The organism is Cognatishimia activa, assembly GCF_017798205.1.
GTDB lineage: Bacteria > Pseudomonadota > Alphaproteobacteria > Rhodobacterales > Rhodobacteraceae > Cognatishimia > Cognatishimia activa_A.
Genome location: NZ_CP060010.1, coordinates 1,879,626 through 1,905,596, shown reverse-complemented (window position 1 = coordinate 1,905,596; position 25,971 = coordinate 1,879,626). Strand labels below are relative to the sequence as shown.

Annotated in this window: 23 protein-coding genes; 1 reads left to right on the top strand and 22 read right to left on the bottom strand. The window is 55.2% G+C overall.

The annotated features are described in order from the left end of the window. Positions 1 to 83: 83 nt before the first annotated feature. The 13 genes from HZ995_RS09300 to HZ995_RS09240 all read right to left on the bottom strand — a co-directional run bounded on the left by HZ995_RS09300 (position 84) and on the right by HZ995_RS09240 (position 9,672). Positions 84 to 443 (bottom strand): hypothetical protein, encoded by a 360-nt coding sequence (locus tag HZ995_RS09300; RefSeq protein WP_209355393.1) that lies wholly within the window; start codon positions 441 to 443, stop codon positions 84 to 86. A gap of 77 nt (positions 444 to 520) precedes the next feature. Then, positions 521 to 676 carry a cold-shock protein gene (locus HZ995_RS09295; RefSeq protein WP_245168804.1) on the bottom strand — a complete coding sequence of 52 codons (156 nt, stop codon included), beginning with the start codon at positions 674 to 676 and terminating at the stop codon, positions 521 to 523. Positions 677 to 888: 212 nt separating this feature from the next. Further along, on the bottom strand, positions 889 to 1,278 hold the full coding sequence (locus HZ995_RS09290) for an STAS/SEC14 domain-containing protein (RefSeq protein ID WP_209355392.1): 390 nt from the start codon (positions 1,276 to 1,278) through the stop codon (positions 889 to 891). A gap of 123 nt (positions 1,279 to 1,401) precedes the next feature. After that, positions 1,402 to 1,698 carry a 50S ribosomal protein L23 gene (locus HZ995_RS09285; protein ID WP_209355391.1) on the bottom strand — a complete coding sequence of 99 codons (297 nt, stop codon included), beginning with the start codon at positions 1,696 to 1,698 and terminating at the stop codon, positions 1,402 to 1,404. Continuing rightward, on the bottom strand, positions 1,695 to 2,312 hold the full coding sequence (gene rplD, locus HZ995_RS09280) for a 50S ribosomal protein L4 (protein WP_209355390.1): 618 nt from the start codon (positions 2,310 to 2,312) through the stop codon (positions 1,695 to 1,697). The genes HZ995_RS09285 and rplD overlap by 4 nt, the downstream gene beginning before the upstream one ends. Continuing rightward, positions 2,309 to 3,034, bottom strand: coding sequence for a 50S ribosomal protein L3 (rplC, locus tag HZ995_RS09275; RefSeq protein ID WP_209355389.1), 726 nt, complete (start codon positions 3,032 to 3,034; stop codon positions 2,309 to 2,311). The genes rplD and rplC overlap by 4 nt, the downstream gene beginning before the upstream one ends. An 11-nt stretch (positions 3,035 to 3,045) precedes the next feature. Beyond that, on the bottom strand, positions 3,046 to 3,354 hold the full coding sequence (rpsJ, locus tag HZ995_RS09270; RefSeq protein ID WP_209355388.1) for a 30S ribosomal protein S10: 309 nt from the start codon (positions 3,352 to 3,354) through the stop codon (positions 3,046 to 3,048). Positions 3,355 to 3,737: 383 nt separating this feature from the next. Then, entirely contained in the window at positions 3,738 to 4,184 is a 447-nt protein-coding gene (locus tag HZ995_RS09265) for a GNAT family N-acetyltransferase (protein WP_209355387.1), read from the bottom strand. A 164-nt stretch (positions 4,185 to 4,348) separates the two neighbouring features. Beyond that, a complete protein-coding gene (gene tuf, locus HZ995_RS09260; protein ID WP_209355386.1) occupies positions 4,349 to 5,524 on the bottom strand; it encodes an elongation factor Tu in 1,176 nt (391 codons plus the stop codon). 80 nt (positions 5,525 to 5,604) lie between these two features. Next, complete coding sequence (gene fusA, locus HZ995_RS09255; RefSeq protein ID WP_209355385.1) at positions 5,605 to 7,722, bottom strand: elongation factor G; 2,118 nt, start codon at positions 7,720 to 7,722, stop codon at positions 5,605 to 5,607. Between the two features lie 20 nt (positions 7,723 to 7,742). Continuing rightward, entirely contained in the window at positions 7,743 to 8,213 is a 471-nt protein-coding gene (gene rpsG, locus HZ995_RS09250; protein ID WP_209355384.1) for a 30S ribosomal protein S7, read from the bottom strand. Between the two features lie 15 nt (positions 8,214 to 8,228). Beyond that, a complete protein-coding gene (gene rpsL, locus HZ995_RS09245; RefSeq protein WP_054000841.1) occupies positions 8,229 to 8,600 on the bottom strand; it encodes a 30S ribosomal protein S12 in 372 nt (123 codons plus the stop codon). Between the two features lie 340 nt (positions 8,601 to 8,940). Then, positions 8,941 to 9,672 (bottom strand): pirin family protein, encoded by a 732-nt coding sequence (locus HZ995_RS09240; RefSeq protein WP_245168631.1) that lies wholly within the window; start codon positions 9,670 to 9,672, stop codon positions 8,941 to 8,943. 220 nt (positions 9,673 to 9,892) lie between these two features. On the opposite strand from HZ995_RS09240, the gene HZ995_RS09235 reads away from it, so the two are divergent. Then, positions 9,893 to 10,717, top strand: a complete 825-nt coding sequence (locus HZ995_RS09235) for a putative rhamnosyl transferase (protein ID WP_245168630.1) — start codon at positions 9,893 to 9,895, stop codon at positions 10,715 to 10,717. Here the strand turns inward: HZ995_RS09235 and HZ995_RS09230 are convergent. The 9 genes from HZ995_RS09230 to gndA form a co-directional block, all read right to left on the bottom strand. Beyond that, the gene (locus HZ995_RS09230; RefSeq protein WP_209355383.1) at positions 10,702 to 11,583 is read right to left on the bottom strand and encodes a DMT family transporter; all 882 of its coding nucleotides are present in this window, start codon (positions 11,581 to 11,583) and stop codon (positions 10,702 to 10,704) included. The two genes, HZ995_RS09235 and HZ995_RS09230, sit on opposite strands and share 16 nt — an antisense overlap. Positions 11,584 to 11,702: 119 nt before the next feature. Further along, the gene (gene rpoC / locus HZ995_RS09225) at positions 11,703 to 15,950 is read right to left on the bottom strand and encodes a DNA-directed RNA polymerase subunit beta' (protein WP_209355382.1); all 4,248 of its coding nucleotides are present in this window, start codon (positions 15,948 to 15,950) and stop codon (positions 11,703 to 11,705) included. Between the two features lie 57 nt (positions 15,951 to 16,007). Then, the gene (gene rpoB / locus HZ995_RS09220; protein WP_209355381.1) at positions 16,008 to 20,144 is read right to left on the bottom strand and encodes a DNA-directed RNA polymerase subunit beta; all 4,137 of its coding nucleotides are present in this window, start codon (positions 20,142 to 20,144) and stop codon (positions 16,008 to 16,010) included. Positions 20,145 to 20,380: 236 nt separating this feature from the next. Next, the gene (gene rplL, locus HZ995_RS09215) at positions 20,381 to 20,764 is read right to left on the bottom strand and encodes a 50S ribosomal protein L7/L12 (RefSeq protein WP_209355380.1); all 384 of its coding nucleotides are present in this window, start codon (positions 20,762 to 20,764) and stop codon (positions 20,381 to 20,383) included. Between the two features lie 75 nt (positions 20,765 to 20,839). Next, on the bottom strand, positions 20,840 to 21,358 hold the full coding sequence (gene rplJ / locus HZ995_RS09210) for a 50S ribosomal protein L10 (protein ID WP_209355379.1): 519 nt from the start codon (positions 21,356 to 21,358) through the stop codon (positions 20,840 to 20,842). A 529-nt stretch (positions 21,359 to 21,887) separates the two neighbouring features. Then, entirely contained in the window at positions 21,888 to 23,006 is a 1,119-nt protein-coding gene (locus HZ995_RS09205; protein WP_209355378.1) for a Hint domain-containing protein, read from the bottom strand. 196 nt (positions 23,007 to 23,202) lie between these two features. Then, positions 23,203 to 23,901, bottom strand: coding sequence for a 50S ribosomal protein L1 (rplA, locus tag HZ995_RS09200; protein ID WP_209355377.1), 699 nt, complete (start codon positions 23,899 to 23,901; stop codon positions 23,203 to 23,205). After that, positions 23,901 to 24,350, bottom strand: a complete 450-nt coding sequence (gene rplK, locus HZ995_RS09195; protein ID WP_209355376.1) for a 50S ribosomal protein L11 — start codon at positions 24,348 to 24,350, stop codon at positions 23,901 to 23,903. The genes rplA and rplK overlap by 1 nt, the downstream gene beginning before the upstream one ends. 175 nt (positions 24,351 to 24,525) lie before the next feature. Then, on the bottom strand, positions 24,526 to 25,923 hold the full coding sequence (gndA, locus tag HZ995_RS09190; protein ID WP_209355375.1) for an NADP-dependent phosphogluconate dehydrogenase: 1,398 nt from the start codon (positions 25,921 to 25,923) through the stop codon (positions 24,526 to 24,528). Positions 25,924 to 25,971 lie beyond the last annotated feature (48 nt).

The window sequence follows — 25,971 nt, the reverse complement described above, 5'->3', positions numbered from 1 at the left end:
GCCGCCCCATGGGGGCGGGACGGCGCTTGGCGCGGCGGCCTGCGGCCTTGATTCCGCGCAGCAGATCAACCCCGCGCTATCCCTTAAAGCTCAAGCCACTTAGAATCCCACCTTGAAACCTTGCCAGATCTACTTCGACCCAAAGGTTCAAAAATTCTCTGGAATCTACGCCCGTTGAACGAAACCACTTCTTTGCTTTTGGCATTCGGAAACGCACTATCCAAACTTTGTTTGAGTATCTCTTCCGGAGTTCGCTCTAAAACGCCCATTGCTTTTAGATGAGATTCAATAAAACGTACTCTATCTCTAGCTTCTCTGATGTCTGACAGATATTTATTCGGATTGTTAGACCGATCATTGTCAGAGCGACGCTGCCATCGATCCAGATCTAACTTTGCCTTTTCTAAGTCTTCAATCGTATAGACGAATTTTTCTTCCGCCAAAATTGCACTCCAATGAATTTAGAATCTAAAAAAACCCCGCTCGCGCAGGGGTTCCTCAGTCTCTCTATCGGCACAGCTTAAACCAGCGCCAGATCCACAGCGCTCTCGCGGCCGTCACGGCCGGATTGCAGCTCGTAGCTGACCTTCTGATTGTCCGCCAGCGTGCGCAGACCAGATTGCTCCAGCGCACGGATGTGCACGAACACGTCCTTACCGCCATCCTCAGGTGCGATAAAACCTTAGCCTTTAGTTTCGTTGAACCATTTCACGGTGCCAGAGGCCATCCCGTCGTCTCCTATGAAAGTGCTGCCCACATCAGGCGGCAGCCCGGCCAGCGTCTTGGCAAGATCGAATGCAAAACGCCGGTGAAGGAGAAGAGGTCGATAAACTATAACGTAGCACCACCGCAGCTATCCGACGCCCTTCTTTAGGTCAAATGAAACCGCTAAACCGGCATCGAATGGCCGCGGTCTTGCGCCAGCCACGCTTCTGCCGCATCGCCGTCCTCCATCCCAAAGGCCTTTATGTCGATGCCTGGAAACATGCGCCCCTCAAGCTCGGCAGCGGTGCGGATCCAGGCGGCGTCAGACATCACCGCGCATTTGTCAAACTTCCCCAAGAGCCCAAAGAGTTTCGGCACATATCCCATCTCGACCCCGATCGCCCCCAAGGTCGGGAAAGCAAAACCGGAGATCTTATAGAGCATCTTCCCGCTGCTCACCCCTTCGGATTTTTCAATCAACTCAGAAAGGGCGTCGCGCATACTCCCGGCATCCAGCGTTCCAGAAAGTTCCAGATCCACGCGATTGTCACTTGGTTTGGTAATTTTCAGCATCGTTAACTCCTCACATTGAGGTCAGTTTACGTGCCAAGGCTGACGCGGTCCCTGATCAGGATCAACAAATGCGAAAAACCCCAGCCGAGGCCGGGGTTTTCCAAATCAATCGTGAAAAACGACTTACAGTCCGGTGGACACGTCGATTGTGTTGCCCTCTTCGAGCGTCACATATGCTTTTTTCACGTCCTTACGCTTACCCTGGATGCCACGGAAGCGTTTGGTTTTACCTTTGGTGATCGTGGTGTTAACCGCTTTGACCTTTACACCAAACAGAGCCTCTACGGCCTCTTTGATCTGAGGTTTGTTGCTGTCGATCGCCACTTCGAAAACAACCGCGCCGTTTTCAGACGCCATGGTCGCTTTTTCAGTGATGACCGGCTTGCGGATCACGTCGTAGTGTTCTGCCTTCGCGCTCATTTCAGTCGAGCCTCCAGTGCTTCGACACCTGCTTTGGTGATCACAAGAGTGTCACGCTTGAGGATGTCATAAACGTTTGCGCCCATTGTTGGCAGGATATCCAGACCTTCAATGTTTGCGGCTGCTTTCTTGAACTCTGCGTTCGCTTCAGCACCGTCGATGACCAGAGCACGTTTCCAGCCCAGGTTCTTCACCTGTTTGGCCAGAGCAGCGGTCTTGCCTTCTGCGGCTGCGTCTTCGATCACAACCAGCTCGCCTGCTTTCGCTTTCGCGCTCAGTGCGTGCTTGAGGCCCAGCTTGCGGAACTTCTTCGGCAGGTCGTGGCCGTGGGAACGGACAACAGGACCTTTGTAGATGCCACCACCGCGGAAGATCGGCGCGTTACGGTCACCGTGGCGTGCGCCGCCGGTGCCTTTTTGGCGATAGATCTTTTTGGTGGAGTAAGAGGTCTCGGAACGGGTCTTTACCTTGTGGGTGCCGGCTTGCGCGTTGTTACGCTGCCAACGGACCACACGGTGCAGGATGTCCGCGCGAGGCTCCAGACCGAACAGGTCCTCAGAGAGCTCAACGGAACCGGCTTTGCCGCCGTCCAGTTTGATCACATCAAGTTTCATGCTTCACCACCTTCCGCAGGTGCTTCTTCAGCAGGTGCTTCAGTTGCAGCAGATTTCACTGCGGCTGGGAACGGCACGTTCTCAGGCAGTTTCTTTTTGACGGCATCCTTAACGGTCACCCAGCCACCTTTGGAGCCAGGTACGGCGCCTTTGATGAACACAAGACCACGGTCGGCGTCGGTTTTGACAACCTCAAGGTTCTGCGTTGTGACGCGAACCGCACCCATGTGACCTGCCATTTTCTTACCTTTGAAAACGCGGCCTGGGTTTTGACACTGACCTGTGGAGCCATGCGAACGGTGAGAGATAGACACACCGTGAGACGCGCGCAGACCACCGAAGTTGTGGCGCTTCATCGCACCGGCAAAACCTTTACCGATAGATGTGCCCGCAACGTCGACTTTCTGACCCAGAACAAAGTGCTCGGCAGAGATTTCTGCGCCGACTTCGATCAGGTTGTCTTCGCTCACGCGGAACTCTGCAACTTTGCGCTTAGGCTCGACTTTTGCTTTCGCAAAATGGCCACGCATCGCTTTAGAGGTACGCTTGGCTTTGGCTGCACCGGCGCCGAGCTGAACAGCGGTATAGCCGTCGCGGTCTGCGGTGCGCTGGTCTACAACTTGCAGACCATCAAGGGAAAGAACGGTCACAGGGATCTGCTTGCCGTCTTCCATGAACAAGCGGGTCATGCCCACTTTCTTCGCGATAATTCCGGAACGCATGTTCAGCCCCCTTAAACAGAGATCTGAACGTCAACGCCCGCCGCCAGATCGAGCTTCATCAGCGCGTCAACGGTCTGTGGGGTTGGGTTCACGATGTCGAGCAGACGCTTGTGCGTACGGATCTCGAACTGATCACGAGATTTCTTGTCTACGTGTGGACCACGCAGAACGGTGAATTTCTCGATTTTATTGGGCAGAGGGATCGGGCCACGCACATCAGCGCCAGTGCGCTTTGCAGTGTTAACGATTTCCTGAGTGCTGGCGTCCAGTACACGGTAATCGAAAGCCTTCAGCCGAATGCGAATGTTTTGACTTTGCATTTCGTCAGCCTTTTTTAGGCGTTGGAGTTGAGAGGAGGATCTGCGACCACCGCGAACCCTCATCGAACCCGAAAAGGCGGGAATCACCCCGCCTTAGCGTTCTATTGAGAACTCGCGCGGTATATGGCGCGAGGGCCTTGTTGGCAAGGGGTTTTTATGAGGGTTTGCAGGCCGGGCAGCGCCCGACCTCGGGTGGGCGCGCTTTGATGGCGTGGGGCGGATTATCTATCCGCATTCTTTGATCGTAGCGTATGCCGAAACGTTGGCGATAGCGCCCTCCCGTGCGGGAGGTCGGGCGCTGCCCGGCGGCGCTATGCGCCTTGTTCCGGATTGAATTCAAAAGACCGCTTTAAAAAACCAGAGTACTCCCGAACAAAATTAGATTATTCCGGCCGAAGGACCTTCTTCATGAACCAACGACAGTGTCCCAATGGTTCATTGCCCGGTGGGTTGCTCAACTTGCCGAAATCAGAATACCCGAGACGAAGATAGAACTCGTGAGCCTTTGGGTTTGACGTATCTAACCATGCGCCATGACACCCCAGCGATTTGGCACGCTGCTCTGCTTCTTGCATTAGCGTTGTGCCGATACCAGTTCTTCTATGTTCCTCGTCAACCCACATTAGTTTCACCAAGAACCATCCATAAGACGTTGTTCCTGAAACTCCGGCCAGCAGCTTTCCCCCAGAGGCTCTTTTAGTGAGTACGATGGTGGAGTTCATTGATTGAGAATTCAAAACGGCGAGCGAAGCAAGCAGGTTTTCTTCTATTTCCTTCGACACGTCGGCATGCACGGAGTTTGGTTCAACTAACGTGTCAGACTTGGTCATTGAAGGCTCCTTTCAGTGTCGGCGTAAAGGCAACTATCCAGAGCAAAAGCCGTTTCAGCAAGGTTCAAGTCTTTACGCAAATCGCCAACAAAGAAAGGCCGCCCCATAGGACGGCCTTTCCGTAAGTCTTGCGTAGGGTGGGGTTTTACCCCACCGCCACGTCCTTACTCAGTGATCTTGGACACAACACCGGAACCAACGGTGCGGCCGCCTTCGCGGATCGCGAAGCGCAGACCTGCTTCCATCGCGATTGGTGCGATCAGCTCAACGTCGAACTTCAGGTTGTCGCCTGGCATAACCATTTCTGTGCCGGAAGGCAGGTTTACGGTGCCGGTGACGTCAGTTGTACGGAAGTAGAACTGTGGACGGTAGTTCGCGAAGAATGGGGTGTGACGACCACCTTCTTCTTTGGTCAGAATGTAAGCTTCTGCTTCGAACTTGGTGTGAGGCTGAACGGAACCTGGCTTACACAGAACCTGGCCACGCTCAACGGCTTCACGGTCAACACCACGCAGCAGCGCACCGATGTTGTCGCCGGCTTCACCAGAGTCCAGCAGCTTGCGGAACATCTCAACACCAGTACAGGTGGTTTTCTGAGTGTCTTTGATGCCGACGATTTCGATTTCGTCGCCAACGTTGATCACCCCACGCTCAACACGGCCGGTCACAACGGTACCACGACCAGAGATCGAGAACACGTCTTCGATTGGCATCAGGAACGGCTGGTCAGTCGCACGTGGAGGCTGTGGGATGTACTCGTCAACAGCCGCCATCAGCTCTGCGATTTTCTCGGAACCGATGTTTGCGTCGCGATCTTCCAGAGCCGCCAGAGCGGAGCCAGCAATCACAGGGATGTCGTCGCCTGGGAATTCATACTCAGACAGCAGCTCGCGGATTTCCATTTCAACCAGCTCAAGCAGCTCTTCGTCGTCAACCTGGTCAACTTTGTTCATGAAAACAACCATTGCAGGGATGCCAACCTGGCGGCCCAGCAGGATGTGCTCACGAGTCTGAGGCATAGGGCCGTCAGCTGCGTTCACAACCAGGATCGCGCCGTCCATCTGCGCCGCACCGGTGATCATGTTTTTCACATAGTCAGCGTGGCCTGGGCAGTCGACGTGTGCGTAGTGACGTGCTTCGGTTTCATACTCAACGTGTGCAGTCGAGATGGTGATGCCGCGGGCTTTTTCTTCTGGTGCGCCGTCGATTTCGTCGTACGCTTTGAAGTCACCGAATTGCTTGGTGATCGCTGCGGTCAGAGTGGTTTTACCGTGGTCAACGTGGCCGATGGTGCCGATGTTGCAGTGCGGTTTGGAACGTTCAAACTTTTCCTTTGCCATAATGGCCTCCTTAATGGGGTGTCGGGCTGAAGCCCGACCTACGGGTTGTGGGTAGGGCGGGCTTCAGCCCGCCGCCCCGGTTATGCGTATTTCGCTTGGATCTCTTCAGAGATGTTGTTTGGCACTGGATCGTAGTGGTCAAACTGCATGGTGAACTGCGCGCGGCCCGAAGACATGGAACGCAGTGTGTTGATGTAACCAAACATGTTTGCCAGTGGAACGAATGCGTCAATCGCAACAGCGTTGCCGCGTGGTTCCTGACCAGACACCTGACCACGACGGGATGTCAGGTCACCGATGATACCGCCGGTATACTCTTCAGGAGTGATAACCTCGACCTTCATCATTGGCTCAAGCAGTTTCGCACCAGCAAGACGCATGCCTTCACGCATACACATACGGGAAGCGATCTCAAACGCCAGAACGCTGGAGTCAACGTCGTGGAACTTACCGTCGATCAGAGCAACTTTGAAGTCGATCACTGGGAAGCCAGCCAGAGGGCCGCTGTCCATGACAGACTGGATGCCTTTTTCAACACCTGGGATGTATTCCTTTGGAACCGCACCACCAACGATACGGGATTCAAAGGAGTAACCCTCGCCTGGCTCGGTTGGGGTGATGATGAGTTTAACTTCACCATACTGACCGGAACCACCAGACTGTTTCTTGTGGGTGTATGTGTGCTCAACTTCGTGGCCGATGGTCTCACGATACGCAACCTGTGGCGCACCAATGTTCGCTTCGACTTTGAATTCGCGCTTCAGACGGTCCACAAGGATGTCCAGGTGAAGTTCACCCATGCCTTTCATGATGGTCTGACCGGATTCCAGGTCAGTCTCAACACGGAAGGATGGATCTTCGGCCGCCAGACGCTGCAGACCCTGAGACATTTTCTCTTGGTCAGCTTTGGTCTTAGGCTCAACCGCGATCTCGATCACCGGATCTGGGAAGGTCATGGTTTCCAGAACCACAGGATCGTTAACAGCGCAGAGCGTGTCACCGGTTGTGGTGTCTTTCAGACCGGCAAGCGCGATGATGTCACCAGCAAATGCTTCGGTGATTTCTTCACGGTTGTTGGAGTGCATCATCATCATACGACCGATGCGCTCTTTCTTGCCTTTGGTGGAGTTCAGCAAGGTGTCGCCCTTCTCAAGCGTACCAGAGTAGATACGTGTGAAGGTCAGAGAGCCAACGAATGGGTCGTTCATGATTTTGAACGCCAGACCAGAGAACGCCATCTCGTCGTCCGCGCGGCGGGCGATGTCACGGGTTTCAGTTTCGTCGCCTGGTTTGAAGCCCATGTAATCAACAACGTCCAGTGGGGACGGCAGATAGTCGATCACAGCGTTCAAGAGAGGCTGAACACCTTTGTTTTTGAACGCAGAGCCGCCCAGAACCGGAACGAAGTCCAGCGCCAGAGTACCCTTACGCAGAAGCTCGCGCAGCTTTTCAACGGATGGCTCTTCGCCCTCCAGATAAGCTTCCATGGCTTCTTCGTCCTGCTCAACGGCAGTTTCGATCATCTTTTCGCGCCACTCATTCGCCATGTCCTGAAGCTCAGGGCGGATGTCGCGCTTGTCCCAAGATGCGCCGAGGTCTTCGCCCTCATAAACCCATTCTTGCATGGTCACGAGGTCAACAAGGCCTTCCAGCTCGGTTTCTGCGCCAATAGGAATACCTACTGGAACAGCACGCGCGCCGGTGCGGTCTTCGATCATGTTTACGCAGTTAAAGAAGTCCGCGCCGATCTTGTCCATTTTGTTCACGAAAACGATCCGTGGAACAGAATAGCGGTCAGCCTGACGCCAAACGGTTTCAGTCTGAGGCTCAACACCTGCGTTTGCGTCCAGAACACAAACCGCACCATCGAGAACCGCGAGGGAGCGTTCAACTTCGATGGTGAAGTCAACGTGGCCTGGGGTGTCGATGATGTTCAGACGGTGCTTAGGAGTGTCTGCGGTTTGGCCATCTTCGGTGCGCTCCCAGAAAGTGGTCGTCGCAGCGGAGGTGATGGTGATCCCGCGTTCTTGTTCCTGCTCCATCCAGTCCATGGTGGCCGCACCATCGTGCACCTCACCAATGTTGTGAGACTTACCGGTGTAGTACAGGATGCGCTCGGAGCAGGTGGTTTTACCTGCATCGATGTGCGCCATGATACCGAAGTTACGGTAGTGGTTCAGCGTATATTCGCGTGCCATTTGTCAATGAGCCTTTCGAATTACCAGCGGTAATGGCTGAAGGCTTTGTTCGCCTCGGCCATCTTGTGAGTGTCTTCCCGCTTCTTAACAGCGGAGCCACGAGAGTTCACAGCATCCAGAAGCTCACCTGCGAGGCGCTCTTCCATGGTGTTCTCGTTACGGCCGCGAGAAGCAGTGATCAGCCAGCGGATGGCCAGCGCTTCGCGGCGCTCTGGGCGCACTTCAACCGGAACCTGGTAAGTTGCACCACCAACACGGCGGGAGCGAACTTCGACGGACGGCTTAATGTTGTCGAGTGCTTCGTGGAAGACTTCAACAGGAGCGCGCTTAACTTTGTTCTCAACGCGATCCAGCGCGTTGTAGACGATTTTCTCTGCGACGGATTTTTTACCGTCTATCATGAGGTTGTTCATGAATTTGGAAAGTACGCGGTCGCCATATTTGGCGTCAGGCAATACTTCGCGTTTTTCAGCAGCGTGACGACGAGACATCTATAAATATCCTTCTTACTTAGGACGCTTCGCGCCGTACTTGGAACGACGTTGCTTACGGTCTTTGACGCCCTGGGTATCCAGAACACCACGCAGGATGTGGTAACGCACACCTGGAAGGTCTTTTACACGGCCGCCGCGGATCAGAACCACAGAGTGTTCCTGAAGGTTGTGGCTTTCACCTGGGATGTAGGAGATCACTTCGTAGCCGTTGGTCAGGCGAACCTTCGCAACTTTCCGCATCGCGGAGTTCGGCTTTTTAGGAGTGGTTGTGTAAACGCGTGTGCAAACGCCACGTTTCTGTGGGCATTGCTCCAGGTGCTGGGACTTGGAGCGCTTGATTTTAGGCTGGCGCGGTTTGCGGATCAGCTGTTGAATCGTTGGCATAGGGTCTCTTTTCCCGTTTCTCAACTTATGCCCGGGTCACCCCGAGCGGTTACATTTCTGACCCGTCCTGTCCCTCACCTGATCCACATCCCTGCAGACCAAAGCAAAAAAGCCGCAAACGTTCCCATTCCGAGGTGAACGTCGCGGTGGGGTAACAGAGGGTCAGAGTGATAAAAGTGCTCTGACCTTGAGCCACTACAGATATGATTTCGGCATAGTGGACAGACTCCACGTGCCGGATAGGCGCGCGTATAGGGGGAGTCGGGCGTTGTGTCAACAGCAGGCAGGTTGGCTGTAAAATGGCCGCCCCCAGTTGGGAACGGCCTCTTGTCTATGGCACCTAGGCCGCAAGACCAAACAACAGGAACTCTGCCTCGTCGCCTTGCGCGAATGTCAGCACTCCGCCCCCTTCAATCGCCAGACCGTCGCCTTTGGTCAGTTGGGTTCCGTTGACAGTCAGGCTGCCTTTGATCACCTGCACCCATCCTTTGCGGATCGGCTTTTGATCATAGTCAATCTGCTGCTCGCCGGTCAGGGTCGCTGCATAGACACTCGCATCTGCTTGCGTCACCATAGACCCGTCGCGCCCGTCCGACGACAGAAAGAGTTTCAGCTTGCCATCTTTGTCCTCGGTCGTGAGGTCTCGTGTGTCATATGCGGGCTCGGTATTGGCCACCGCAGGCATCAACCAGATCTGGTGAAACTGCATGTCTTCTGTGTCAGAGGGATTGAACTCTGAGTGGGTCACACCCCGTCCAGCGCTCATGTATTGGATGCCACCTTCGCCGACGACGGACCCATTGCCCATGCTATCCCGGTGCTCCAAGGCACCCTTGGTCACATAGGAAAAGATCTCAGCATTCTTGTGGGGGTGATTGGGAAAGCCCCTGCCCCCCGCGACTTTGTCATCATTGATCACACGCAGGTTCCCAAACCCCATGAAGTCAGGGTCATAGTAGTTGCCAAAGCTAAAGCTGTGTGCCGATTGCAACCAACCAAAGTTGGCCATACCGCGATCTGCTGCTGGGCGGAGGGTCAATTGCAGGTCAGACTTTGTCATTGCGTCTTTCATGTCAGTCTCCAATCAAAGGTAGCAACGCTGCCCCCATTGGGCGCGTCTTTGATAGAGAAAATGGCGCTGTGACCTTGCGAACTCAATGCCTATTAAATTACAGAAATTGTGCAAATTTGAACAATGTGAAAGTTCACGCCCCCTCAACTTTCTTCATTGCGAAAACAAAGCCTCACTGCCATGATTCAAGGTGAAAAACCGCGTAAAGATAGGGCCCAATATGAAAAGCCAAGACATGCAAGTCATCGGACTATGCAGGTTTTCCTATCCCGCTTACGGCGGTTTTCAGGTGGGCCATGAAACGCTGGAAGAGCGCCGCGCCTACCTCTATGCACCCGAAAGAATTGAAGAGAGGTTCCGATCCTTTGAGGCTCTGACGCTGCCGGGCATCAAGGCGCAAACGGATCCAAACTTCCAGTTCCTCATCGCCATTGGCATGTGCATGCCAGATGAATACCAAGAGCGTCTGTTTGCCTTGGTCGAAGACATTCCTCAGGCGATCATCGTGCCCTGGCCGTCCGAACGGCACAGGCCCGCAATGCAGCGCATTATCAATACGCATCGGATTGAAACAGACCTGCCAACGATTCAGTTTCGCCAGGATGATGATGATGCGGTTGCGGTAAACTTCGTCGAACGCCTCAGAGAGGCTGTTGATGATTGCGCGCCGCTCATCGCCAAGAACGAAATGATGACGGTCGATTTTAACCGCGGGTTCTCGGCGCGGGCTTCATCCGCTGGTTTGGAAATCACACCATCGGTTTTGCAATACTACGGCGTTGCCCTTGCAATGGTTGTGCAGCCCTCGGTCCGCAAATCTATCATGAATTTCTCGCACACCAAGATGAACCATGCGATGCCGTCGGTCACCTTCACGGATCAGGAGATGTACATTCGCGGGCACGGAGCGTTCAACGATTCACGGCAAAAGTCGAATGTCACCCGACTGGATTTTCAACCGATGTCCAAGGAAGACGAGGCCTTGATCAAAGACCTCTTTGCCATCGACAACGCCCGCGTTCGCGAGATCTATTCCGACGGCTGAGGCTTTCGACGCGCGGCGCTTTCTCGATACAGTGTGAAAAGCCCCGTTGCCACGACGATGGCCGCGCCCAGCAAAGTCACCCCGTCCGGCCAATCGCCGAACACGAGGAAGCCGATGATCAAGGCCGCGATCAGACCCGAATAGCGGAACGGTGCGATAAAAGTGATCTCGCCCACGCGCATGGCCATAACAGAGCAAAGATAAGCCAAAGCAACCACAATCGCGGCGGCGCCGAGATAGGCGAAATCCGAGGACGTCATCGCGACCCAAGGCTCGGACAAGCTGGCCAATCCTGCGGCGAGGCCCACTGCCGCCGAGGATATGGCCGCGCCCATGATCGACGGCATCGCCTTGGACATGCGCCGCGAGGCGAGGTCTCGAATTGTGACCAAGGCCACAGCGATCAGCGCAAAGATCGATTGCTCGGTGAAACCATCCGGTCCGGGTCGCACGATCAACATGACGCCACAAAAGCCAATCAGAATGGCCAAGACGCGCCGCCAGCCCAGGGGTTCTCGGAACACCAGCGCCGCGCCCAGTGCCACGGACAGAGGTAGCACCTGCAGAACCGCCGTGACATTCGCAAGTTCCATGCGCAACAAGGCCGAGATAAAGAAATACGCGGCTCCGACTTCCATCACCGCGCGCAACGAGGCCAGAGCCCAATCGCGAACTGGTGCCTGAACCCGCAGGATCCCCATACGCCAGGCCAGAAGCAACAGGAAGAGCGTCGCCGGAATCCCTCGCAAAAACACCATTTGAAACAATGGGATATGTCCGCCGATCACCTTGATAATCGCATCGTTGACCGTGAAACCGATCATCGCTCCGACCATCAAAAGGCTGCCTTTGGCGTTGTCATGCATTGGGATTGTCCTGACGTTCAACGACGCGACCCTAAGTCGGAAAATCCGAACTGGGAACCCCAAAGAAAAACCCCGGCGCTTTGCAGCACCGGGGTCTCTCAATTCATTTAAAGAGCGTCTTACTCTTCGCGGCTCTCAGGCACGTCGACGAAACCGCTGTCGAAGATATCTTCGGCAGAGAAGTCGCCATCGCTCGGAGCTGCCAGAGCCACAGCGGCTTCGGCCTCTTCACGACGTGCTTCGATGACCACATTGTCACGCTCTTGCGCGATCTTGCGGACCTTCTGCGTCGCGCCACCGGTACCGGCTGGGATCAGACGACCCACGATGACGTTTTCTTTCAGGCCAACCAGCTTGTCTTTCTTACCTTGGACAGAGGCCTCGGTGAGAACACGGGTGGTTTCCTGGAAGGACGCCGCCGAGATAAACGAACGGGTCTGCAAGGACGCTTTGGTGATACCCAGCAGGATCGGCTCGCCTTGTGCAGGACGTTTGCCGCGCGCCAGAGCTTTCTCGTTAGCCGCGTCAAACTCTTGCTTATCGACATGCTCGCCCTTGAGCAGCGTGGTTTCACCAGAGTCCAGGATCTCCCACTTCTGCAGCATCTGACGCACGATGACTTCGATGTGCTTGTCGTTAATTTTCACACCTTGCAGGCGGTAAACGTCTTGCACTTCGTCGATCATATAATCCGCCAGCGCTTCGACACCCATGATGGACAGGATGTCATGCGGCGCAGGGTTGCCGTCCATGATGTAGTCGCCTTTTTGGACAAAGTCGCCTTCCTGAACAGGAATGTGCTTGCCCTTTGGCACCATGTATTCGACGGTTTCCAATGCGTCATCTGCAGGCTCAATCGAGATGCGGCGCTTGTTCTTATAGTCGCGACCAAAGCGCACGTAACCATCGATTTCCGCGATGATTGCGTGGTCTTTCGGACGCCGCGCTTCAAAGAGTTCCGCAACCCGTGGCAGACCACCGGTAATGTCTTTGGTCTTCGCACCTTCGCGTGGGATACGCGCGATAACGTCACCGGCTTTCACATCCTGACCGTCTTCGGCGGAAAGGATCGCGTCCACAGACATTGGGTAGGTCACTGGGTTACCGGCTGCGTTGCGCACTGGCTCACCATCTGCGTCGACCAGAATAATCTCTGGCTTCAGCTCGTTGCCCTTAGGCGCAGAACGCCAGTCGGAGACGATTTTCTGGGTCATGCCGGTCGCTTCGTCGGTCACGTCACGGACAGCAATGCCCGATACGAGGTCAACGAATTTCGCCTTACCGTCTTTCTCAGCCAAGATCGGCAGAGTGAACGGATCCCATTCAAACAGCTTCTCGCCGCGGCCGATTTTGCCACCGTCTTTGACGAAGAGCTTAGAGCCATAGCCCAGCTTATGGGTCACACGAACCTCGCCCGCCTCATCGACGATCTCAAGCTTCATGTTGCGGCCCATAACCAAGGTTTCACCCTGCGCGTTTTCAAGAATATTGGCATTCTCGAAACGGATGGTGCCCTCTTGGGAGGCTTCCTGGAAGGATTGCTGGCCACCTTGTGCAACGCCACCAATGTGGAAGGTCCGCATGGTCAGCTGTGTACCAGGTTCACCGATGGACTGTGCCGCAATGATGCCGACGGCCTCGCCCGTGTTCACGATGGTACCGCGAGCAAGGTCACGACCGTAACATTGCGCACAGACGCCTTCTTCGGCCTCACAGGTCAGCGGGCTACGGATGCGTGCAGAGGCAACACCCGCCTCGTCGATCTCATCTGCCATGAGTTCGTCGATCAGCTGGCCTTTGGCAACGATCACCTCGTCAGTGCCCGGACGCAGAATGTCATCCGCAGCCACACGGCCAAGAATACGTTCTGCCAGAGTCGCGACGACTTCGCCGTCGTTGACCGCTGCTTCGGCGGTGATCGCGTTCTCGGTGCCACAGTCGTTCATGCGAACGATACAGTCCTGCGCAACGTCAACCAGACGACGGGTCAGGTAACCAGAGTTCGCAGTCTTCAGCGCCGTATCCGACAGACCCTTACGGGCGCCGTGGGTGGAGTTGAAGTACTCAAGAACGGTCAGGCCTTCTTTAAAGTTCGAGATGATCGGGGTCTCGATGATGTCGCCGTTCGGCTTCGCCATCAGGCCGCGCATCCCGCCCAGCTGTTTCATCTGAGTGACCGAGCCACGCGCACCGGAGTGAGCCATCATGTAGACAGAGTTTGGCTCTGCCTCAGAGCCGTTCTCGTCGGTCTTTGCCGCGGAGATCGTGCCCATCATGGCGTCGGTGACTTTGTCGTTACACTTGGACCAAGCATCGACAACTTTGTTGTACTTTTCGCCCTGAGTGATCAGACCGTCCATGTACTGTTGTTCAAAGTCTTTCACCTGATCCCGGGTGTCATCAACGATTCCCCATTTGTCATCAGGGATAACCATGTCGTCTTTGCCGAACGAGATGCCTGCCTTGAACGCTTCTTTAAAGCCCATGGACATGATCTGGTCACAGAAGATGACCGACTCTTTCTGACCGCAATAACGGTAGACGGTGTCGATGACTTTCTGAACGTCACGTTTCCGCAGCAGGTTGTTCACCAGCTCAAACGGCGCTTTTGCGTTTTGTGGCAACAGAGCGCCCAGCTTGACGCGACCTGGGGTCGTTTCATAGCGCTTCATCACCTCAAGACCGTTCTCGTCGATCTGAGGGATACGGGCCTGGATCTTGGCATGCGGGTGCACTTCGCCAGAATCCAGCGCGTGCTCGACTTCTTCGATGGAGGAGAAGACCATGCCTTCGCCCTTCATCCCGTCGCGCGCGATGGAGACGTAATACAGACCCAAGATCATATCCTGAGATGGAACGATGATCGGCGCGCCGTTTGCTGGCGACAGAACGTTGTTCGTCGACATCATCAGAACACGGGCTTCCAACTGGGCCTCAAGGCTCAGAGGAACGTGAACCGCCATCTGGTCACCGTCGAAGTCCGCGTTAAACGCAGAACACACAAGCGGGTGCAGCTGGATGGCTTTACCTTCGATCAGAACAGGTTCGAACGCCTGAATGCCAAGACGGTGCAGGGTTGGCGCACGGTTCAGCATCACAGGGTGTTCGCGGATCACCTCGTCGAGGATATCCCAGACCTCTGGACGTTCTTTTTCAACCAGCTTTTTCGCCTGTTTCACAGTGCTCGAGAGGCCTTTGGCCTCTAGGCGCGAATAGATGAACGGCTTGAACAGCTCGAGCGCCATCTTCTTCGGCAAACCACACTGATGCAGCTTGAGTTCCGGACCCGTCACAATGACCGAACGGCCAGAGAAGTCTACGCGCTTACCCAAAAGGTTCTGACGGAAACGACCCTGTTTACCTTTCAGCATATCGGAAAGGGATTTCAGAGGACGTTTGTTCGCGCCAGTGATCACACGACCACGACGGCCGTTGTCAAACAGAGCGTCCACAGATTCCTGCAGCATCCGCTTTTCGTTACGCACGATGATATCAGGCGCGCGCAGCTCGATCAGACGCTTCAGACGGTTGTTCCGGTTGATCACACGACGATAGAGATCGTTCAGGTCAGACGTCGCGAAACGGCCGCCATCCAGAGGCACCAGCGGGCGCAATTCTGGTGGGATCACTGGGATCACGGTCAGCACCATCCACTCTGGGCGGTTGCCGGATTCCAGGAAGGATTCCACAACTTTCAGACGTTTGATAATCTTTTTCGGTTTCAGTTCACCGGTCGCCTCGGCCAGCTCGGCACGCAGGTGCTCTGCTTCGGACTCAAGATCAATCTGAGACAGCATCTCACGGATCGCTTCCGCACCGATGTTCGCGGTAAACGCGTCCATGCCGAAGGTGTCTTGCGCGTCCATATACTCGTCTTCGGTGAGCATCTGGCCGTAGGTCAGGTCGGTCAGACCTGGCTCGGTGACAACATAGTTTTCAAAGTACAGAACACGTTCCAGATCACGCAGAGTCATGTCCAGCATCAGGCCGATGCGGGAAGGCAGCGATTTCAGGAACCAGATGTGTGCGACCGGTGCGGCCAGCTCGATGTGGCCCATACGCTCGCGTCGTACTTTTTGTAGGGTAACTTCAACACCACATTTCTCGCAGACAACGCCGCGATACTTCATGCGCTTATATTTACCGCAGAGACATTCGTAGTCTTTGATCGGGCCAAAGATACGCGCACAGAACAGGCCGTCGCGCTCTGGTTTGAATGTCCGATAGTTGATGGTCTCTGGCTTTTTGATTTCGCCGTAAGACCAAGACAGGATCCGTTCCGGAGACGCCAGAGAGACTTTGATCTCGTCAAAAATCTTCTGTGGAGCCAATGGGTTAAACGGGTTGTTCGTCAGTTCCTGGTTCATTTGTTTACCTCAAATTAGAGCGGAAGCATTGGGAAGGGGAATAAGAGCGCGAGGCCCTTATTCCTCCACCTCCGCGTCCAGGAGTTCCATATTCAGGCCGAGGCCACGGACTTCTTTGACCAGAACGTTGAACGATTCTGGGATGCCCGCTTCGAAGTTGTCCTCGCCCTTGACGATGCTTTCATAGACCTTGGTCCGGCCCGCGACGTCATCCGACTTAACGGTGAGCATTTCCTGCAGGGTGTAGGCTGCGCCGTAAGCTTCGAGAGCCCAGACTTCCATTTCCCCGAAACGCTGACCACCGAACTGCGCTTTACCGCCCAGAGGCTGCTGGGTGACCAGCGAGTATGGACCAGTAGACCGCGCGTGGATTTTGTCGTCCACAAGGTGGTGCAGTTTCAGCAGGTATTTCACGCCGACGGTGACCGGACGGCTGAACTGTTCACCGGTACGGCCGTCAAACAGGATCGACTGACCGGACTGATCAAAGCCCGCACGCACCAGAGCGTCATTCACGTCGCCCTCTTTCGCGCCGTCAAAGACTGGCGTTGCGATCGGAACACCGCGGGTCACATTGCCCGCTGCTTCGATCAACGCAGTCTCGTCCATGTTCGCGATGCCTTCGTCATAGACGTTGTCGCCATAGGCGTCATGCATCGCTTCGCGAACCGGGGTCAGATCGCCGGAACGACGGTATTCACCCAGAGCCTCGTCCACCTTGATGCCCAGACCGCGTGCGGCCCAGCCCATGTGGGTTTCAAGGATCTGACCGACGTTCATCCGCGACGGAACACCCAGCGGGTTCAGACAGAAGTCAACCGGCGTACCATCCGCGAGGAACGGCATGTCTTCCATAGGCACAACCTTGGAAATAACACCTTTGTTCCCGTGACGACCCGCCATCTTATCGCCCGGCTGCAGCTTACGCTTCACCGCGATAAAGACTTTGACCATCTTCATCACACCCGGAGGCAGATCGTCGCCACGGCGGACTTTCTCGACCTTATCCTCAAAGCGTGCATCCAGCGCGCGTTTCTGCGCTTCGTATTGCTCGTGCAGAGCCTCTACGATCTGCGCATCATCCTCGTCTTCCAGAGCCAGCTGCCACCACTGACCGCGGGTCAGCATTTCCAGCAGCTCGTCATCAATCACAGACTTCGGCTTGACGCCTTTCGGGCCTTTGACGGCCACCTTGCCCATGATCATGTCTTTCAGACGCGCATAGATGTTGCGGTCCAGGATCGCGAGTTCGTCGTCACGGTCGCGTGCCAGAGCTTCGACTTCTTCGCGCTCGATCTGAAGCGCACGTTCGTCTTTTTCCACACCGTGGCGGTTAAAGACGCGCACTTCGACGACGGTTCCAAAGTCACCTGGTTTCACACGCAGAGAGGTGTCGCGAACATCAGAGGCTTTCTCACCAAAGATCGCACGGAGGAGTTTTTCCTCTGGCGTCATTGGGGATTCACCTTTTGGTGTGATCTTACCGACCAGAATATCGCCCGGCTCAACGTCCGCGCCGATGTAAACGATGCCCGCCTCGTCGAGGTTACGCAGCGCTTCTTCACCGACGTTTGGAATGTCGCGGGTGATTTCTTCTGGGCCGAGTTTGGTGTCACGAGCAGCGACTTCGAATTCTTCGATGTGAACCGAAGTAAACACGTCATCACGCGCGATGCGCTCGGAGATAAGGATGGAGTCTTCGTAGTTGTAGCCGTTCCAAGGCATAAACGCGACGACCACGTTCTTACCTAGAGCCAGCTCACCCATATCGGTGGACGGACCATCGGCAATCACTTCGCCTTTGCCAACCGTGTCGCCCACTTTCACCAGCGGACGCTGGTTGATGCAGGTGTTTTGGTTGGAACGCTGGAACTTGCGCAGACGATAGATGTCGACGCCAGCATCGCCGAGCTCAAGGTCTTCGGTCGCACGAATAACGATACGCTGTGCATCCACTTGGTCGATGATACCGCCACGTTTCGCTTGGATCGCAGCGCCGGAGTCGATAGCCACTTTTTCCTCGATACCGGTACCAACCAGAGGCGCCTCAGCGCGCAGCAGTGGAACCGCCTGACGTTGCATGTTCGAGCCCATAAGCGCCCGGTTCGCGTCGTCGTTTTCAAGGAATGGGATCAGGGAGGCCGCCACAGAGACCAACTGCTTTGGAGACACGTCGATCAGATCGACGGCGCCAACAGGGGCCATGGTGTAGTCACCGGACTGACGAGTGTTGACCATCTCGTTGATGAACTTGCCGTCCGCATCCAATGTCGCGTTCGCCTGCGCCACTGTGTGCCGCATCTCTTCGGTCGCGGACATGTAGTTCACCTCATCGGTGACCTGACCGTCGACAACCTTACGGTATGGAGTCTCGATGAAGCCGTATTTGTTCACGCGGGCGAAGGTTGCCAGCGAGTTGATCAGACCAATGTTTGGACCTTCTGGCGTTTCAATCGGACACATCCGACCATAGTGGGTCGGGTGAACGTCGCGAACCTCAAAGCCTGCACGCTCACGGGTCAGACCGCCTGGGCCAAGCGCCGAGAGACGACGTTTGTGCGTCACCTCAGACAGCGGGTTGGTTTGGTCCATGAACTGAGACAGCTGAGAAGAGCCAAAGAATTCACGTACCGCAGCCGCCGCTGGTTTCGCGTTGATCAGATCCTGAGGCATCACAGTGTCGATCTCGACAGAGGACATACGCTCTTTGATCGCGCGCTCCATACGCAGCAGACCCACGCGGTATTGGTTTTCCATCAGCTCGCCAACGGAACGCACACGACGGTTGCCCAAGTGGTCGATGTCGTCCACATCGCCATGGCCGTCGCGCAGCTCAACCAGAGCTTTGATGCAGGACACGATGTCTTCTTTGCGCAGGGTGCGCATGGTGTCTTCGGCGTCCAAAGCCAAACGCATGTTCATTTTCACACGGCCAACCGCGGACAGATCATAGCGCTCGCTGTCAAAGAACAGCGTGTCAAACAGAGCAGACGCCGCTTCGACGGTGGGTGGCTCACCCGGACGCATTACGCGGTAGATATCCATGAGCGCGGTTTCGCGGTTCATGTTTTTGTCCTGCGCCATGGTGTTGCGCATGTATGGACCCACGTTAACGTTATCGATGTCCAGAACTGGGATCGTGGTGATGCCCGCGTCGATCAGTTCCTTGACGGTACCGCCGATCAGGTCGCCATCTTTGTCATATTCCAGCGTCAGCTCATCGCCCGCTTCGACATAGATCGCACCAGTCTCTTCGTTGATGATGTCCTTGGAGACATATTTGCCAACGATTTGGTCATATGGCAGCAGCAGTTCAGTCACTGCGCCTTCGTCGATCAGTTTCTTAACCGCACGAGGAGTGACTTTCTTGCCCGCTTCGGCAATCACTTCGCCTGTGGCTGCGTCGACCAGATCATAGGCCGGACGGGTGCCGCGCACGCGATCAGGGAAGAACTTGGTTGCCCAACCTTTGTTCTTTTCCAGCTTGTACTCAACGGTGTCATAATAGGCATCCATGATGCCTTCCTGATCCAGACCCAGCGCATAAAGCAGGGTGGTCACAGGCAGCTTACGACGACGGTCGATGCGTGCGAAAACGATGTCTTTGGCGTCGAATTCGAAATCCAGCCAAGAGCCGCGATATGGGATGATGCGGCAGGCAAACAGCAGTTTACCGGACGAGTGGGTTTTACCTTTGTCGTGGTCAAAGAACACGCCAGGGGAGCGGTGCATCTGAGACACGATCACGCGCTCGGTGCCGTTCACCACAAAAGTGCCGTTTGGTGTCATCAGAGGCATATCGCCCATGAAGACGTCTTGTTCTTTGATGTCTTTGACAGACTTCGCGCCTGTGTCTTCGTCAACTTCAAAGACGATCAGACGCAGAGTGACCTTCAGCGGCGCGCTGTAGGTCATGTCACGAGTCATACATTCCTCAACGTCGTACTTCGGCTTTTCCAGCTCATAGTCGACGAATTCCAGAACGGATTGTTCGTTAAAGTCCTTGATCGGGAAAACCGATTGGAACACGCCTTTGATGCCTTCGCCGTCCAGCGGCAGCTCTGCGTCACCGGAACGCAGGAAGAGATCATAGGAGGATTTCTGAACCTCGATGAGGTTTGGCATATCCAGAACTTCGCGGATTTTGCCGTAGTATTTACGCAAGCGTTTTTGGCCAAGGTAGGTTTGAGCCATGTGCGATGACACCTTTCATTTCTCAATGGGAGAGCATGCCGTCGGGCCCCGGCACCCCGCCCTTTCGAGACAGACGATTGGATCCATTCTCGGTGTGTGTCCCACCACGCACCACTCGATCCTTAGACCTCGTCTTAGAAAAACCCCTTACTCAAAAGGGCCTTTCTAAGACAGGTACGGCAGGGAACGGTTTTCCGCACCCTGCCACATCAAAACCGGGAATATCCCGGCAATGATTACTTGAGCTCGACTTCTGCGCCAGCTGCTTCCAGCTTCGCTTTGATGTCTTCTGCTTCTGCTTTGTCGACGCCTTCTTTGACGGCTTTGCCGCCTGCTTCGACCAGCTCTTTTGCTTCTTTGAGGCCCAGGCCGGTGATGCCGCGGACTTCTTTGATGACGTTGATTTTCTTGTCGCCTGCGGCTTTCAGAATTACGTCAAATTCAGTTTTTTCCTCAGCTGCTGCACCGCCTGCGTCGCCGCCTGCTGCGCCGGCTACCATAACAGCGCCACCGGCTGCTGGCTCGATGCCGTACTCGTCTTTGAGGATTGTTTTCAGTTCTTGTGCTTCCAGCAGGGTCAGACCTACGATGCTTTCAGCAAGTGCTTTCAGATCAGCCATTTTAGCTTCTTTCCGTTTTCAAGTTTGTGTTCCAACGTGCGTGCCTAAGCCGCTACGCGGTTCTCAATAAGTTGCTTACGCAGCCTCTGCCTTTTCCTCGATGGTAGACAGAATAGATGCGATGTTGCTTGCAGGTGCGCCAATTGCGCCAGCGATGTTGGAAGCAGGTGCGCCGATGCAGCCCACGATGGAAGCGATAAGCTCCTCGCGAGAAGGCATCTTGGACACGGCTTCAACGCCAGCACGATCCAGAGCATTCTCACCCATTGCACCGCCGAGGATCTCGAATTTCGAGTTCTCTTTGGCGAAGTCCTCTGCAACCTTCGCGGCCGCAACAGGATCTTCGGAATAGGTCAGAACAGTCATACCCGTCAGGTATTCACCCATGCTTTCGCAAGGCTTTCCTTCAAGGGCGATTTTGGCGAGCCTGTTTTTGGCAACACGAACAGCAGCCTCAGATTCACGTGCTTTCGCGCGCAGAGACTGCATGTCAGCAACTGTGAGACCCTCGTAGTGGGCAACCACAACGACGCCAGAGCTTTCAAAGATCTGGCCGAGTTCCTCGACCACCTTCTCTTTTTGTGCTCTATCCACAGTTTCACTCCAAATTTGGAAGGCTTCACGCCCTCCGGCTCATATTTGCCGAGCGTCAGCCCAGCGTTCAGGTCCGCTACGGGGCTGAGCCAAAACCGCCCGAGGTCAAGCCCTCGGTCAATCTGGTCTTTCCCGTCTCAGGCAAGATATTAAGAGGGAAACCCTCACTCACCGTCTTGGACGAAACACAAAACAGCGCACGACGAATCGTACGCTGGCTTGTGAGGATTTCATTTAGGATGGATTAAGGCACAGAACAAGAGGTAAGCTGCCCTGATCGTCAGCTTTTTTGGCCTGTCTCCGCGTCTGCTTTCCCGCAGCTTAACACAGGTTAACGTTTGGGCGTTAACCTTTCTTTCTCAACTTGCCGAAAGTGTAGCTCCAGAACCGCGCATGAACCGCGGATTTGTCAAATGGCGCGAACACTGCGGCAGCGTCAGCCTTGATGTCTTCAATCGCCCGCGGCGTACCTTTTTGAAAGATAATCCCGATGTCGTATTCATCATAGGCTTTGAACAGGTTTTAAGCCCTATGGCGTACAAACAGCGCCAAAGCTTGCGCTAGGTTCTAAACTCAATCTCTGCAAAACAGGCTTTTTCTTACCGGCAAAATACGCTGCAAGATCTGCGCTTTCAGAGCCGTCGAGCAAATCCCTCGCTGGATCTAGCTGTTCTATACCATGCTGCGAGCAGGCCTCTCGTATCTCTGCCATCATCTCTTCGCCCAAGGCTTCTTCGGCCATTTTACCAATGTAAAGCGTTTCAACCTCCGCACCATGAGCAATGACGATCTCATGCTTGGGACATAAGACGTGACAATAGCGAACCTTCTCATAATTCGGATCCGCATAGACACCCGGCAAGGCCGTAAGTTTAGCCGCTGGCACGAGCACCTCTTTTGGCGCCAATTCATTGTTCGCCGGCAATTTCACCAACACGCGATGCTGAGGTGACACAACCAGATCGCGCGTCGGGATCCCGGCGCCAAGGGCTCCGGCTACAATTCGAATGGGACGGTTAGAGTCTGTGACCTCTTGCATTGAGGTGCCGCTCCAAATGATCGGTTGTGCACCATTATCAACAGTCAGGACTTCGTCGCCAATCTTCAGCGTTTCCACAGCAGCCTCGCCAAGCGGAGTTTGCAACTTAACTCCTGCCGCAAAACAGACAGCATAATTCCAAGATTGCAGATCGACATGCATGTCGTGATCCGCCGAATAATCGACACTCTGAAGCGAAATCGATTGAATGGGTTTTGCTTCCAGTGCGGACATATCCGCGTTCTGCGTTGCCTCAGGCGCGATATAGGTTTCGCCTTCGTCATCCTGAAACACCACAACAGACACATTTTCGGTGGTGCCATCCACGTAGGTCAGCGTTGCGATATAGGTCGCTGACGCGTCAAAGATCTGCGGAAAGCCCCCGTCGATCTCGAACATGTCGTAGCTGTCGAGCAACGTGTCTCCGTAGGTGGAATCATCGGGTGTGGAAAACGGTTCGAACGTATGAAAGTGGTTGTAGAGAGGATCAGAGTCAGACCCCAAGGTCATGCCCACCAAATCCTCGGCATTCTCAGCACCATCCGTGAAATCATCCCCTTCGATCAGGGTATGATTGCCCAAATGCAGTACATTAAATGTCGTCGCCACGCGCAATTCCAGTGTCTAGGTGTGGCCCCTTTCACTTGGAAAAACACGAAAACCCGACTTACTCGCTTTTAAGGCTAACTAATGGGGTGTTTTGCAGCCTAGCTTCAATTTCAAAACACATGCAAGGCTCTAAATGTGACAAAAAGAAAAAGGCGCTCCAAAGAGCGCCTTTCATTAACTTCATTTTAATCTGAGCTTACTCAGCTGCAGCGTTGTCCACGTTGATGGTCACGCCCGGGCCCATAGTCGAGCTCAGTGCCACCTTCTTAACGTAAGCACCTTTTGCGCCAGCAGGCTTGGCTTTCAGAACTGCACCCATGAAGGCACGTACGTTCTCGACCAGCTTGCCTTCGTCGAAGGAGGCTTTGCCGACGCCTGCGTGTACAACACCGGCTTTTTCGACTTTGAACTGAACTTCGCCACCCTTGGCGTTTTCGATCGCAGCCTTAACGTCCATGGTCACGGTGCCAACCTTAGGGTTTGGCATCAGGTTGCGCGGGCCCAGAACTTTACCCAGACGGCCAACGATTGGCATCATGTCAGGGGTCGCGATGCAGCGATCAAAGTCGATGGTGCCGCCCTGGATGGTTTCCATCAGGTCTTCTGCGCCAACGATGTCTGCGCCTGCAGCCTGAGCTTCTTCAGCTTTTGGGCCACGTGCGAAAACTGCGACGCGTACGGATTTGCCGGTGCCGTTTGGCAGGCCAACAACGCCGCGAACCATTTGGTCTGCGTGACGTGGGTCTACACCGAGTTGAACAGCGATCTCGACGGTTTCATCGAACTTCGCAGAAGCGTTGCCTTTGACCAGTGCCACTGCTTCTTCAACAGAGACGTCGGACTTGCCAGCAAATGCTTCGCGTGCTGCGCGGGTACGTTTACCGAGTTTCGCCATTACTTCACCTCGATGCCCATGGATTTCGCGGAACCCATGATGATTTGCATTGCTGCTTCGACGTCGTTCGCGGAGAGGTCTTTCATCTTCGCTTCGGCGATCTCACGGACCTGCTTTACAGATACGGATGCAACGGTTTCCCGACCTGGGTTTTCAGCACCACGAGGACGGTTACGCTTGCCCACTGGCTTCAGGCCAGCGGCTTTTTTCAGGTAGTAAGACGCAGGAGGCGTCTTGATGTCCATGGTGAAGGACTTGTCCTGATAATATGTGATCACGGTTGGGCAAGGCGCACCTTGTTCCATTTCCTGTGTCTTCGCGTTGAACGCTTTACAGAATTCCATGATGTTGATGCCGCGCTGACCCAGAGCAGGGCCGACGGGCGGGGATGGGTTGGCTTGACCTGCAGGGATCTGCAGCTTCATTGTACCAGCCAGCTTCTTCGCCATCTGATCGTTTCCTTTCAACGTGGGTGAAACGCGTTCCACCCGGGATATGTTGCGTGGTCCGAGCTTGGGATCGCGATCCCTCCTTCTCCCACGAGATAAGACACCCCGAGCGGGACTCGGGGCGATGGGCGGCGTTTAAAGGGGAATCGGCGGGTTGGCAAGGGGGCTTGGGGGATTACCAAGGCCCGTGGAAATCCCCATCTTTGTCGATACGACGGAACCCATGGGCGCCGAAGAAATCGCGTTGACCTTGGATCATATCCGCCGTGCCGCGTGCCTGACGCACTTCGTCGTACCACGACACCGCCGAGGACAGAGCTGGGACGGGCAAGCCAATCGTCACGGCCTGCGCGACCACACGGCGCAGCGCACCTATATGGGTTTCTAGCAAGCCCGCAAACTCATCAGCCAAGATGAGGCGTCCATGTGGCAGGTCAGACCGGAAGGCCTGAGATATGTCGTCCAGCAAGGCCGAGCGAATGATGCACCCTGCCCGCCAGATCTCGGCGATGCGGGCATAGTCGAGATCCCAAGAGAATTCTTCAGAGGCGGCTTTCAGGATCCGGAAGCCCTGCGCGTACGCAAGAATGCGACCCACCATCAGCGCGGACTCCAAATCGCCCTCATCAAATGTCGCTGTCGTCGTTTCTGGCGCGGCCAAGACTTTGGACGCTGCCTGACGCACGACACGTTCTGAGGAAAGAACCCGCGCGCCCACGGCTGCTTCGATCACAGAGGCCGATTGCCCCATGCGGATCGCTTCGATCACAGTCCAGCGCCCAGTGCCCTTTTGCCCAGCCTGATCCACGATCAGATCAATCATCGGCTGGCCGGTTTCTGGGTCCACGCCGTCCAGAACCTTGCCTGTGATCTCGATCAGGTAACTCTGCAGCGCGCCTTCATTCCAGCGATGAAACAGCGGCGCGATCTCGGAGGGCTTGCGGCCCTCGCCATCCCGCAACAGGCCATAGACCTCAGCAATCATCTGCATATCGGCATATTCGATGCCATTGTGAACGGTCTTAACAAAGTGCCCAGCGCCATCAGGACCGAGGTGCGCGACACAAGGATCGCCTTCAAATTTCGCGGCAATCGCTTCGAGCACTGGGCGAAGTGGCTCCCAAGAGGCTTTGGACCCGCCGACCATCATAGACGGCCCATGCCGCGCGCCTTCTTCGCCGCCGCTGACACCGACTCCGAGGTATTGGAACCCTGCGGCCTCGACCCGTTCCGTGCGCCGCATGGTGTCGCGGAAATCGCTGTTGCCGCCATCGATGATCGTGTCGCCCGGGGCAAGATGGGGCAGCAAAGCGTCAATCGACGCCTCAACTGGGCCACCTGCAGGCACCAATAAAACGATAGCGCGCGGTGTAGGCATTGCGGCCACCAGCGCCTCAACGCTTTCCGTTTTGGTCAAGCGCGGCGCGAGATCGCCCGCGCCTGAGATCAGATCATCAATGGTAGAGGGGTCAAGATTATAGAGCGCAATGTCGTGGCCATTCTCGGCAATATTGAGCGCCAAGGCGCTGCCCATTGTGCCGACGCCAATCAAACCCATAGACGCTGTTGTCATGCTGATCCCCTCAAATCTGGTGCACATACCTCACCCGGAACGAAGTCG

What these genes read in the sequence shown, in the direction of transcription:
- HZ995_RS09230 (WP_209355383.1), bottom strand. Translation starts at nt 11,583, where the DNA reads ATGCATGACAACGCCAAAGGCAGCCTTTTGATGGTCGGAGCGATGATC.
- HZ995_RS09265 (WP_209355387.1), bottom strand. Translation starts at nt 4,184, where the DNA reads ATGACCAAGTCTGACACGTTAGTTGAACCAAACTCCGTGCATGCCGAC.
- rplL (WP_209355380.1), bottom strand. Translation starts at nt 20,764, where the DNA reads ATGGCTGATCTGAAAGCACTTGCTGAAAGCATCGTAGGTCTGACCCTG.
- rpoB (WP_209355381.1), bottom strand. Translation starts at nt 20,144, where the DNA reads ATGGCTCAAACCTACCTTGGCCAAAAACGCTTGCGTAAATACTACGGC.
- rpsJ (WP_209355388.1), bottom strand. Translation starts at nt 3,354, where the DNA reads ATGCAAAGTCAAAACATTCGCATTCGGCTGAAGGCTTTCGATTACCGT.
- HZ995_RS09285 (WP_209355391.1), bottom strand. Translation starts at nt 1,698, where the DNA reads ATGAGCGCGAAGGCAGAACACTACGACGTGATCCGCAAGCCGGTCATC.
- HZ995_RS09235 (WP_245168630.1), top strand. Translation starts at nt 9,893, where the DNA reads ATGAAAAGCCAAGACATGCAAGTCATCGGACTATGCAGGTTTTCCTAT.
- rplK (WP_209355376.1), bottom strand. Translation starts at nt 24,350, where the DNA reads ATGGCGAAGAAGCTGGCTGGTACAATGAAGCTGCAGATCCCTGCAGGT.
- fusA (WP_209355385.1), bottom strand. Translation starts at nt 7,722, where the DNA reads ATGGCACGCGAATATACGCTGAACCACTACCGTAACTTCGGTATCATG.
- HZ995_RS09290 (WP_209355392.1), bottom strand. Translation starts at nt 1,278, where the DNA reads ATGCTGAAAATTACCAAACCAAGTGACAATCGCGTGGATCTGGAACTT.
- gndA (WP_209355375.1), bottom strand. Translation starts at nt 25,923, where the DNA reads ATGACAACAGCGTCTATGGGTTTGATTGGCGTCGGCACAATGGGCAGC.
- HZ995_RS09240 (WP_245168631.1), bottom strand. Translation starts at nt 9,672, where the DNA reads ATGAAAGACGCAATGACAAAGTCTGACCTGCAATTGACCCTCCGCCCA.
- tuf (WP_209355386.1), bottom strand. Translation starts at nt 5,524, where the DNA reads ATGGCAAAGGAAAAGTTTGAACGTTCCAAACCGCACTGCAACATCGGC.
- rplD (WP_209355390.1), bottom strand. Translation starts at nt 2,312, where the DNA reads ATGAAACTTGATGTGATCAAACTGGACGGCGGCAAAGCCGGTTCCGTT.
- rplC (WP_209355389.1), bottom strand. Translation starts at nt 3,034, where the DNA reads ATGCGTTCCGGAATTATCGCGAAGAAAGTGGGCATGACCCGCTTGTTC.
- rplA (WP_209355377.1), bottom strand. Translation starts at nt 23,901, where the DNA reads ATGGCGAAACTCGGTAAACGTACCCGCGCAGCACGCGAAGCATTTGCT.
- rpsG (WP_209355384.1), bottom strand. Translation starts at nt 8,213, where the DNA reads ATGTCTCGTCGTCACGCTGCTGAAAAACGCGAAGTATTGCCTGACGCC.
- rpoC (WP_209355382.1), bottom strand. Translation starts at nt 15,950, where the DNA reads ATGAACCAGGAACTGACGAACAACCCGTTTAACCCATTGGCTCCACAG.
- rpsL (WP_054000841.1), bottom strand. Translation starts at nt 8,600, where the DNA reads ATGCCAACGATTCAACAGCTGATCCGCAAACCGCGCCAGCCTAAAATC.